We start from the raw sequence: 9,787 nt of genomic DNA, 5'->3' as shown, positions 1-9,787 counted from the left end.
GCATTAAAATGAAAAAACTCAGCAAGTGCTGAGTTTTTGAGGTTTATTCATGAATCGTAATTTTACGCTCGCTGAGCTGCTTCACCATAGCTTGCTTTAACGCATGCAGCTGTCCATCAATACTGGCGTCGATGATCCCAACTTCTGTTTCCAAAATGCAGCCTCCATTTTTCAAGCGCGCATCTGCTACCACGTCAACGTAACCGACTTCAGGGAAATCACTTAATACACCAGCCACCTTTTCTCTCACCTCAACAACCTGCTCTGGGTGGACATGTAAAATGACCTGCTTTTGGTTACTCACCAGTTGCAACGCTTCTCGAACTACACTCACCGTGGTATCGACATCATCGAAGGTATCGATGATCTTACGTACTGCTTCTAACACCACACCTGTCATTTTTTCTTCGACTTGCTGATAGTAGTCATTACAACGTGCTAAGGTTTCAACCATCGTTTGCGCATTTTCAATCTTGGCTTGTGCAAGGCCATCTTGATAACCACGTTGTTTTTCGGTTTCGTAGGCTTGTTGGGCATTAGCAATGATGCTTTCAGCTTTGGAGTTCGCGGCTTCAACTAAGTGTTGCGAATCCAGATAACTGGCATAATCTTTCGCTTTCAGCACCTTTAAGCCAGGTGCCAGCTGCAAATTGTCTGTTTTTATTTCAACAAATGAAACCATTGAGGAATAACCTGTTTTGCGATTTTTTTTGTGAGTCGATACGCCAGATCTCGTTGATCCGCTTCCAACCAGTTAGCTGTTTCTGCGTTTTCGCTAAGTTGCTTTTCTAATTTGAATTGCCAACGAAGAACAACATCTTCCGGTGAGTTAATCAAAATAAACCTCATCCAAAAATATCCCAGCGCCCTCATACTTGCTTCAACAGACCTTTCATCCAATAGTTCTGGTAACGAACGCTGCCAGCCTTGCGGCCAGCTGGATAACAGCATAGGCCCGTTTTGAATTAAGAACCGAGCGCCTTCCAAACCAAAAACGTTGTTCAGAACCTGTTTCGGGCGTTTTAAAACAACGCCTCGCATTGCCACACAATGTAAAGCTCCGCCCACCATCAATACGAGTTGGTTCAACGCATCCGCTGGGAGCAACGCCAAGCTATGGCAAGGTTTGTTAAAAGCCGTCTCAGGAACGGGAGATAACGCCCACTCATTTATGCACCATTGGTTAAACATGGGGTTATCTCTCCAGCCTTCGATATTTAGTAACCAAGGCTGCTTTTGCTCTATCCAACTTCTATGGATGTACTGGCAAGGCGCATAGTTAAACTGGTGTTGTACCTGCGCGAGTGGTGTTTCTGGTTTAACCACGCTTCGTGTTCCTACGACACCATGTAAAAGTAGCGATATTCGAGCCGATGAGTGCCGCTACCAAGAACACCAAAATGGCGATAAGATTATTCGCCGTCTCTTTGGTGACCTGAACCGACAAAATGCTTTTAAATTGATTGTTTTGAGTAGCAACTCGAACCTCTGATGAGGGTACCATCACTACGCTGATTCGATCGTAGTTCAGCCCCTCAATGCTATTGTTCACTAATAATTTGATCTGCGGAACATATGAATCAAGCGCAATATCTGCTGCGTGTTTAATAAATACGGAGGCAGAAGCTGGAGTTGGGCGCTCTCCTGGACGCAGATCTTGATCTTCCAAAACAACATGAACACGTGCCACCAGCACGCCATCAATCTGAGATAAGGTTGACGAGAGCTCTTGAGATTTCGCGTACACCAAACGGGCTCGTTCTGCTAATGGTGACGAGATCAAATCGTCTTTAGGAAACACCTCTTTCAGTGTAGAAAACTGCTCTCTTGGATAACCTTTTCGCTTTAGCGCATCTACCGCGAAGGCGATTTGAGAACTGTCTACCATTAACTTGACGGTGTTGTCTTTGTCAGGTTCTTTTGTTGCAACGACACCTTCGGATAGTAAGATCGACAACATCTCATTACCCTCTTTCTGAGTAACGTTGGTGTATAGCTCGGTCTGACAACCTACCAGAAACAACGTGAGCATGATGAAAACTGCTCTCATTTTATTCATCATCACTATTGTGCCTTCAATAAGGTTTCTACGTTTTGTGTGGTTTTACCCACGGTTTTCGCGATCAGCTCTTCTTGAAAAGTAATGCGTGTCAGCGCCCACTGCATTTGCAGTAATTGCGCCGGATCATCACCCACCATCTTCATGTTGTCTTGCAGGTTACTTTTCGCGTTATCGATAGTGTTTTTCAACTCGCTGATGTTTTCTAGCAAACCTCCCTCCAGGCCATTACTTGCCTCGGGAACCGACATGGCTTGCTCAAAACGTTCGCTTAAACCGTCTTCGACTTGCGCATCCTGTAACTTATCAATGTTGGTTTGCATCACCTCGGTGTACTGCGTGTTTATCATATGTACTCCTAAGATAAATCTAACTTGTGACTGTGAGTCATGATGTTTTTCACCATCGCATTTTTTTGGATCATGAAGCTAAGTTCATCACGAACCATGTCCAGTGTTGATGCCATATCAGGTAACGACTTCAACTCTGCCCAGCAATGCCATAAGGCTTGTTCTTTCTGGGCACCCAGTGGAAAATGCTGCGCTAGCATTGCTTTTAGTGCTGTTTTATCAGCAGGTGGTTCGGCAATAAGCTGTCCCGAAAAATTCCCTAGTAACTCCTGCTTCAACACCTTTAACAAATCAGATTGTGGCTGCTCGTTGCCTTTTTCACTCTTCGCCTCATGAAAGGCGTACCACATTGCCTCTCGTTTAACTTGAGGGTAGGAAAACGCTTCATTTAACGATGATAAGACACTTTGTTTACTGACAACCTCTGCGTCTTTTAATGATTCGTACCACGCTTTAATCTCCGCCAGTTTCGCTTCTGTTTTCTCTAGCTTCTCTTTTGGAGAAACATGTGAAACTTGCTCTTGCTTGTCACTTCGCTCCATGAGCGTTTTCATCTTGTCTTCATCGCTCCGCTCATAATGACGCGACTCCGACTGGCGCAAAGATTGGTGTTGAAGACCTAGGTTACTCGAATCAATGATCATCCAAGATTCCTAATGTCCTGAGAAAAGCTCGCAGCAAATGCTTGGCTTTCTTCGCTTCCTTGTGACGCAAGTTCTACCCAGCTTTCCGCTTTGCTCAGTAAACCGGCTTTGGCAGAAGCAAGAGCCGCTAAGCTGATCAGATCTGGATAGGCGTTACAAAGTGGTTCGAGTAATTGATGAGCCTCTTCATACAAGCCTTTATTCATGAGGCTCATTGCACGAATCATCGCAACGGTCTCTTCAGAACCTGAGCTTGCTTCAAGGCCATCTGCAATCGTGTTGGCTTCTTGATGACGATGCATACCTGTTGCCATCAGCGCGATTTCGGCCAGCAGTTGGCGCGTTTCTCGTTCCATGCTTTACACCTTCTGGAGAATCGACTGCATCACATCTTTAATCGCACGAGTCGTGGTCGCATTGATATTGTAAACAACAGACCATTTGTTGATCGCGTGCTGAAGCTCGGCAAGCTTTGATGGATCATCGGCATTGGTTTCTAGATTCTTGATGGCTGCCGTCACTTCTGTGTTGGCATCTTTCGCTTGTTGTTCTAACTTAGCTTTAACATCATCAAGGTTTACACTGTTACTAGCATCGTAAAATGACATAAGACTTCCTCGTATTTTTTAGTTAGCTTCGTATGATTCAACGACCGCATGGGCGGCAGTGTAAGCTTCATACTGTTTGAGTAGTAATTGGTACTGCTGTGGTGAGCACCCTAAATCCAACTGACGTTTCACCACCGCTTGTGCTTCTAAGAGCTTGCTCTTAATCTTGTGCACTTCCGCACCGTTTGTGTCGTTATTTAAAATTTGTTCAAGATTTGTCATTGTTCGTCTCGCCTTCATATCCGAGTTCTATTGTTATCACCCGCCCGCCTTTAACCAACTCAATACCAGCAGGTGTAACACTGGATATTCGGTAGCCCTGAGGCGTTCTTGCACCGACCATATAGCGAACGTTATCGGTCAGAATCACATATGGAACCTGGCCAAAGTTAACGCTACGAAACGGGAAATCGATGTTGGTGCCTTTACTCACCTTAGGTATGGATTTCAAAACTAAGTACGGTTTCTCACCATATTGTTCCCGGAAGTCTCGGGTCACACCGTAAAATCGAGTCGTTTCGATATCATCAAGCTCACCACGAACTTCGATGCGATCACCGCTGGTGACCAACTGGACTTTTTTCAGTAGCTCCGCATCCGTCAATAACGCTTTTAGCGTATCCATGTAGGCACCCGCTCGCTGCAGTTCGACCTTCCACGCAACAAGACCAGGCACGTCTCGCTCCAAGATTTGTTCAACTTGGTTCCAACGACTGGCATCATCGATATAGCCCGTCAGCAGCAGTGTGCCGGTCTCATCGCCATTTTCGACTTTCACTTGGTGATAGCCGAGGTTGCGCAAAATAAATCGAACCCCGCGACGGATTTCTTCCATCGTTCTTAAGTCACTTTTGTAATTGATGCCCAATACATCAATTCGACCAAGCAGATCGAGTTTCTGTGTTCGGTCTTCAACATAGCCCTCTAAGACTGCTTGGCGTGCGGCGGCATTCCATTCCACGCGAACGTCGCTAAGTTTGAGCTCGCCTAAGATGTTACGTACCAAAACAATGGGTTCTGCTTCTGTAACAATTTCATTGTTGTTTCCGTTAGCTTGGCTGTACCACATACCGGCAAAAATGACACTCGGGACAAAACTACAAAGCAAAGCGATGAGCGTTGTTTTTTTCCAGCTAGAGCGTTGCACAGCAACCACAGGTGTATTCTGTTGGCTAGATTCGTCGCTGACGTTACTCACAATTAACGCATCTTCCGCGTATCCCAGAGCGAACTTCACAACGCCGACCGAGACAACAGCATGGCGTGACAACTCGATACCATCACCTGCAACAGCGATGTCTTCACTGTTAATATTTGCCTCTTCGCAACCTCGTAAAATGACCGAGTCTTGCTGGCAAACGAGGGTGAAATGGTTCGCTTCGACCCCAGCATCAGACAGTACAAGATCAGCAATAAAGTCGTCACTGCCAAGCACGAGAGCACCTTCAGGTAAGGTGACTTCTACTCCGGTATGCACGCCTGATAAAATACGAATTTTCCATTGCTGCATCGCGGTTAAGACTCCTCTGAAGGGCGCACACACTCACTTTGTGAGTCATCACATTCCAATACTTTCACCCGCCAACCCTTTTGCCCTGTTGGTAATTGGCACTGCGTTAATTGAGACGACTTTTGCTGTGACAATAAGTCTTGTTGATAGCGCTCGGCTTGAACCCTCGATGTGCAGCTATATACTTCCACTACCGATTTAAATTCAGCGCTATTGTTGGAGATGTTGTTAAGCTTGCCGATACTTGGTCGCAAGTCATATTCGTTGCCAATCAACACACTATCGCCAATACCATCCACAACAATTCGAGGTTCTAAAATAAACATTCGTACTGTGCGGCGCTTAGTGTTGGTATTACTTCTAAACAGCGCGCCTAAATATGGGATGTCTCCTAGCAATGGCACTTTACGTAACTGATGGCTCACTTCATCTCGGTACACACCACCGATAAGTAAGCTTTGCCCTTGTTTAACCGTCGCTAAGGTGCTGATTTCAGTTTTACGAACGGAAGGAAGATCATCGACGCCACCATCAGCGATCTTTGCACCGTCTTCGAGATGAAGGCTCAGGTTAATTTCAGGTCGTGCAGCAAATCTATCACCAACGATACGTGGGACAATTCTCAGTAACGTGCCATACGTGACCTCTTCCAGCGCTGCGGTTTCTTTACCAACCAGCTTGACGTAAAAAGTGCTGCTGTTGTTCAGTACCGCTTCGACATTTTCCTGAGTTAACAATGTTGGTCTTGAAACCACTTGAGCACTGCCTTTGGATTCCAATAAACGAATTTGAGCCAGCAAGTAATTTAGGTTGGTTGAATCAAGCAAGGACTTAAAGTTCTGTCCACTGCCGAGCGTCACATCCCCCGAATTCACATCCCCTGTTGTTTTGATATCGACAATGCGGTTGTTTCCGACAGACACTCCCGCTCGCCAATCCACGCCTAACTGACTTAAATCGTTGGCACTGATATCGACAATCGATAGCGCGACTTCAATTCTTGATTGCGGCTGGTCTAATTGCGCGACCAGTTTACGATAGAGCGGTAATCGTGCTTGAGTATCACGAACGATAATCGCATTAAGACCCGGCTCTGCTTCAACTGTTGCGCCACCATGAACTGAGGCGGTTTTATTACTTTTTACAGGCTTATCTGAACTGGTAACTTCTTTGCTAGACGCACTCGCCACTTGCGTTTGAACACCAGACACGACCCGTTTTAACACCGATGCGATGCCAGGGACCGTAATTGTCTGATCTCGATATGCAATTTCTCTATCCGTTGCAGAAGCGTACTTCAAAGGAATTATCTCAACGAATAATTCGTCGGTTGAATTCGATTTCTGCAGCAAGCGCGTTTCCAATGCCTCCGCCGTTTGTACCACTAAGTCGACATAACGTGGAGGACCCGCAAGATAGACTAACCCTTTGCTCTCAGCCGCTCTCCAACCATAACGAGAATCCCAAACGCCGGTGGAAATTAACGTACTGCGTAGCTCTCTAGCCGTAAGTAATTCCAATTGAAGTAAACGTGAGCGAGTTTCTGTCGCCTTATAGACATGTAAGACGGCTCCATCGAAATACCACATCAAGTTGTACACTTGCGATAAGTAATCGAGGAATTCCGCCGGATCTTCAGGGGTAAAACGCCCATTCACTCGATCGTTGACTTTGTCACTAACAGAAACCGAGACACGATAATTTGCACCGAAGTTATTCAACAACTCTTTTAATGAGTCATTATCTGCATAGTAGCGGAACGGTTGTTCGGGCCAGTGTAAGTCTGTTGCTTGCGCGTATCCCAAAGGAACAACACTCACTGCGCATAACAATGCCTTTGTTGCAGCACGCCTAATGTTGGGAAAGATTTTTAGCATCATGGTAACCACACTGTATGGTTGATTGTGTGGTTCACGCGTTCTTGTTCCAATAATGCAATGTAACGCTCACATAGATTGACGTGCTTAGAAAGCAAAGCAGAGAACCGTTCCACCGAACAGTCCTCAACCCTTACTTTACTTTGCAAAATCAATTGCTGATCATCATTGGTTGTCAGTACGCCGCCATCCTCACGAATGGTTTTTAATGAGAGCTGCATGCAACGTTGTAACGCTTGTTCTTGTTGATAATCTAGATGCTCTTTAAACTGGAAGGGTAACGTCGCTTCCCATAAAATCCATGACGCATGTTGCTTGATGGTCAGTGATAACTGGTCAACCTCGATGTTGTAAGAACCATTTTCTGAGGCAATAAAATCCCCTACCTTTAGCGCTTCCGCTAAAGATTTCATCATCTTATCTAACATTTAACGCCCTATTTAGATCTGGCTGAGGTGATTGCAAGCCTGGCCGCACTGACCACTTTGAGTATCAAAATAGTAGTGATCGATATCACCAACAGTTTGCATGTTCTTGAACCATTGCCATACTTTCGCAACCGCATTTTGGTCGTTGTAAACCACATCGCATGCATCCCAAACTTCGTTCAGCTCGGGGGCTTCAAGTCGCACTTCCGAACACCAATTTTTCCACTCAGAAATAAATTGTTCGGTTGTAGAGGTGTACTCCGCGAACCCTTTCAGCTCGTCTAAAGACGGTTGCCACTTCTCAATTAACAAACGATGACATTCAATCACTTGCAACTGTTGTTCGCTTAACGTCCCAAGTTGCTTTTTAAGTTGATGCTGCTGGCTCTTAATAAGATCGAGTTGCTGTTGAACAAAGACGGCACTGGTGTCTTCCCCTGATAGCTTCGACCAATATTCCTTCTGAATATCGAGTTGATTGATAAGTTGTTCAACTTTAATCGAAGCATGAAGAGCACTTTGATCGACTTGTCGGTTAATCCACTCGTTGAGTGATAAATGGAAACAAAGCATCAACGTTTTTGGGACAGCCAAATTAAAGCGAAAGCCCAGACGAGAGTTGATGTAGTCCAGCCTTTGTTCGAACGTTGTGATTGTGCTGCTATCACTGAGCTGCGATCCAATCTCCAAAAATAAACGCATGGCAAACCGGTCTATCGAAGCACCAAGTTTTTGATACGTTTTAACTAACTGGCTAGCGCATAGGCTATCGACGACATTTCTATCCAACAAGCGTTGAAGTAAAGATAACTGCTCATAATTTATGACGCCTTCACTCAACAATTGTCGGTGATTGACGTGCACAACATTGAGATCCTGCGTAGGTTTCGAGGCGCTTTCATAACGAGCTCCTCTTTGTAAAACAGTCACTTTCCGCTGTGTCACTATGCTGTCTGGAAAAAGCGAACGGCGTCGCCAATGCTGCTTTTTCATTTATGTTCGTCTCCGCACCCCTTTCGAACAATCCAGAAAGAAAGAGATGTAATAATTTTTAATCGTTCGTTGTTACACGATACATAATAGAATTTACACTGGTGAGTGACTTTCAAAATTAGTCAGAAAATTTTAGTCCCAAGTCATTTCATTTCGCGATAGCCACTTGATCGTCTCCCGAACGTACGCGGCTTGGGGTCGTTCCAAAACGACGACGGTAACTCTGCGTAAAGTAAGACTGACTGGAAAACCCTGCCTCCATCGCCACATCTACGATGCTCATCTTGCTCGTCAACAGCAGTTTATGAGCATGCAGTAGTCGACGCTCACTGATCCAAGCTCTTGGAGAAATGCCATAGTGCTCATTAAAAAGCTCTTTAAAAGTGGTTAAGCTGGCACCAAACTCCTGCGCGTAGTCTGTCAACTTCCATTCTTTTAAGTAATGCTGTTCCATAAATCGACGTAACCGTTCCGACGTACGGTTTGTTTGTTGTGACAGCAACGCATACAGTGATTCTCCTCCTTTGCTGTGTAGCAAGAGAATGAGTAGTTCTTCGTATTTTAGGCACATAATGGCATCAGGGTACGCTTGTTGCTCAAGCGTCTGCATGCTAGAAAGCACTTGTTCAACGAGTATGTTCAAACCAAAAGTAAACAAACCAGAACAAACTTTGTCTACCTTAGGCAGCATCATCAAGAGATCACTGTGTTTTTGCAGCAACTGACTAACGAGTTCATTGTCGTAAGCAATAATCGACGCTTTGTATGCCCCATCTAGCGGAGAGTACTCTAACAAGTAATCCCCTTGAGATAGAAATACCCCATTTTCTGCAGCAACATCGATTGTGCAATCACCTGTTTGAACTCGAAGCTGACCATTGTGAACGACAACAATGTGAGACTGGTCTGAGTGAAATACTTCGTCAGATTTTTCATAGCAGGAAAAACTACGAATTTTTCGTGAACTCGAGTCGACCCTTTCTGAGTTTAGTTGGCCTGACACATCCATTTTCTACCCTTCATTATTTTGAGTTTCTCAGTGCAAATGTTGAGAAACTTTCAAAGCACTACTTTGATCGTTGTTATTTCTAAGTACTGCTGTATGAATTAAAGAAGCAAAGAAAAGAGCATAGAAGTTCTATCACTTACCATACCCCCCGAATAATTAGCAAATAACCCAAGCATTACCTTTACCTGAAGGTAAAGGTTTGACTTAGTAAATTTCTGCTGTCCGTCTTTATTATTTTTATCAGATAGCGTTTATCATTAGCCAAAACTTAAATATCATTTCGTTATTTAAGTTTGGTTGTTTTGTTAT

13 protein-coding genes are annotated in these 9,787 nt (G+C 44.7%); all 13 read right to left on the bottom strand.

The window, feature by feature from the left end; translation table 11 throughout:
* Positions 1-43: 43 nt before the first annotated feature.
* Positions 44-682, bottom strand: coding sequence for an HrpE/YscL family type III secretion apparatus protein (locus CAG68_RS12520; RefSeq protein ID WP_005387146.1), 639 nt, complete (start codon positions 680-682; stop codon positions 44-46).
* Positions 661-1,326 (bottom strand): SctK family type III secretion system sorting platform protein VscK, encoded by a 666-nt coding sequence (gene vscK / locus CAG68_RS12515; protein WP_005387147.1) that lies wholly within the window; start codon positions 1,324-1,326, stop codon positions 661-663. Before vscK ends, CAG68_RS12520 begins: the two co-directional genes overlap by 22 nt.
* Positions 1,319-2,065 carry a type III secretion system inner membrane ring lipoprotein SctJ gene (gene sctJ / locus CAG68_RS12510; protein ID WP_086012989.1) on the bottom strand — a complete coding sequence of 249 codons (747 nt, stop codon included), beginning with the start codon at positions 2,063-2,065 and terminating at the stop codon, positions 1,319-1,321. The genes vscK and sctJ overlap by 8 nt, the downstream gene beginning before the upstream one ends.
* Positions 2,065-2,409 carry a type III secretion system inner rod subunit SctI gene (sctI, locus tag CAG68_RS12505; RefSeq protein ID WP_005387149.1) on the bottom strand — a complete coding sequence of 115 codons (345 nt, stop codon included), beginning with the start codon at positions 2,407-2,409 and terminating at the stop codon, positions 2,065-2,067. Before sctI ends, sctJ begins: the two co-directional genes overlap by 1 nt.
* An 8-nt stretch (positions 2,410-2,417) precedes the next feature.
* Positions 2,418-3,053, bottom strand: coding sequence for a YopR family T3SS polymerization control protein (locus CAG68_RS12500; RefSeq protein ID WP_086046799.1), 636 nt, complete (start codon positions 3,051-3,053; stop codon positions 2,418-2,420).
* Positions 3,050-3,409 carry a YscG family type III secretion system chaperone gene (locus CAG68_RS12495; protein ID WP_005377200.1) on the bottom strand — a complete coding sequence of 120 codons (360 nt, stop codon included), beginning with the start codon at positions 3,407-3,409 and terminating at the stop codon, positions 3,050-3,052. Before CAG68_RS12495 ends, CAG68_RS12500 begins: the two co-directional genes overlap by 4 nt.
* A gap of 3 nt (positions 3,410-3,412) precedes the next feature.
* Entirely contained in the window at positions 3,413-3,661 is a 249-nt protein-coding gene (gene sctF / locus CAG68_RS12490; protein WP_005377199.1) for a type III secretion system needle filament subunit SctF, read from the bottom strand.
* Between the two features lie 18 nt (positions 3,662-3,679).
* The gene (locus CAG68_RS12485; protein WP_005377198.1) at positions 3,680-3,883 is read right to left on the bottom strand and encodes an EscE/YscE/SsaE family type III secretion system needle protein co-chaperone; all 204 of its coding nucleotides are present in this window, start codon (positions 3,881-3,883) and stop codon (positions 3,680-3,682) included.
* The gene (sctD, locus tag CAG68_RS12480; protein WP_017821344.1) at positions 3,870-5,171 is read right to left on the bottom strand and encodes a type III secretion system inner membrane ring subunit SctD; all 1,302 of its coding nucleotides are present in this window, start codon (positions 5,169-5,171) and stop codon (positions 3,870-3,872) included. The genes CAG68_RS12485 and sctD overlap by 14 nt, the downstream gene beginning before the upstream one ends.
* Before the next feature lie 5 nt (positions 5,172-5,176).
* Entirely contained in the window at positions 5,177-7,051 is a 1,875-nt protein-coding gene (gene sctC / locus CAG68_RS12475) for a type III secretion system outer membrane ring subunit SctC (RefSeq protein WP_161441215.1), read from the bottom strand.
* Positions 7,048-7,476, bottom strand: a complete 429-nt coding sequence (locus tag CAG68_RS12470) for a YscB family type III secretion system chaperone (RefSeq protein WP_005377195.1) — start codon at positions 7,474-7,476, stop codon at positions 7,048-7,050. The genes sctC and CAG68_RS12470 overlap by 4 nt, the downstream gene beginning before the upstream one ends.
* A 12-nt stretch (positions 7,477-7,488) precedes the next feature.
* Positions 7,489-8,469 (bottom strand): T3SS regulon anti-activator ExsD domain-containing protein, encoded by a 981-nt coding sequence (locus CAG68_RS12465; protein WP_005377193.1) that lies wholly within the window; start codon positions 8,467-8,469, stop codon positions 7,489-7,491.
* Positions 8,470-8,617: 148 nt separating this feature from the next.
* Positions 8,618-9,478, bottom strand: a complete 861-nt coding sequence (locus CAG68_RS12460) for an AraC family transcriptional regulator (protein ID WP_005377191.1) — start codon at positions 9,476-9,478, stop codon at positions 8,618-8,620.
* Positions 9,479-9,787 lie beyond the last annotated feature (309 nt).

This window comes from Vibrio sp. V42_P2S4T144 (assembly GCF_009904715.1).
Taxonomy (GTDB): Bacteria; Pseudomonadota; Gammaproteobacteria; order Enterobacterales; family Vibrionaceae; genus Vibrio; species Vibrio alginolyticus.
Note: the sequence above shows the minus strand (reverse complement) of the source record. Positions and strands in the feature narration are given on the sequence as shown.

What these genes read in the sequence shown, in the direction of transcription:
- CAG68_RS12520 (WP_005387146.1), bottom strand. Translation starts at nt 682, where the DNA reads ATGGTTTCATTTGTTGAAATAAAAACAGACAATTTGCAGCTGGCACCT.
- sctI (WP_005387149.1), bottom strand. Translation starts at nt 2,409, where the DNA reads ATGATAAACACGCAGTACACCGAGGTGATGCAAACCAACATTGATAAG.
- CAG68_RS12500 (WP_086046799.1), bottom strand. Translation starts at nt 3,053, where the DNA reads ATGATCATTGATTCGAGTAACCTAGGTCTTCAACACCAATCTTTGCGC.
- CAG68_RS12495 (WP_005377200.1), bottom strand. Translation starts at nt 3,409, where the DNA reads ATGGAACGAGAAACGCGCCAACTGCTGGCCGAAATCGCGCTGATGGCA.
- sctF (WP_005377199.1), bottom strand. Translation starts at nt 3,661, where the DNA reads ATGTCATTTTACGATGCTAGTAACAGTGTAAACCTTGATGATGTTAAA.
- CAG68_RS12485 (WP_005377198.1), bottom strand. Translation starts at nt 3,883, where the DNA reads ATGACAAATCTTGAACAAATTTTAAATAACGACACAAACGGTGCGGAA.
- sctD (WP_017821344.1), bottom strand. Translation starts at nt 5,171, where the DNA reads ATGCAGCAATGGAAAATTCGTATTTTATCAGGCGTGCATACCGGAGTA.
- sctC (WP_161441215.1), bottom strand. Translation starts at nt 7,051, where the DNA reads ATGATGCTAAAAATCTTTCCCAACATTAGGCGTGCTGCAACAAAGGCA.
- CAG68_RS12470 (WP_005377195.1), bottom strand. Translation starts at nt 7,476, where the DNA reads ATGTTAGATAAGATGATGAAATCTTTAGCGGAAGCGCTAAAGGTAGGG.
- CAG68_RS12465 (WP_005377193.1), bottom strand. Translation starts at nt 8,469, where the DNA reads ATGAAAAAGCAGCATTGGCGACGCCGTTCGCTTTTTCCAGACAGCATA.
- CAG68_RS12460 (WP_005377191.1), bottom strand. Translation starts at nt 9,478, where the DNA reads ATGGATGTGTCAGGCCAACTAAACTCAGAAAGGGTCGACTCGAGTTCA.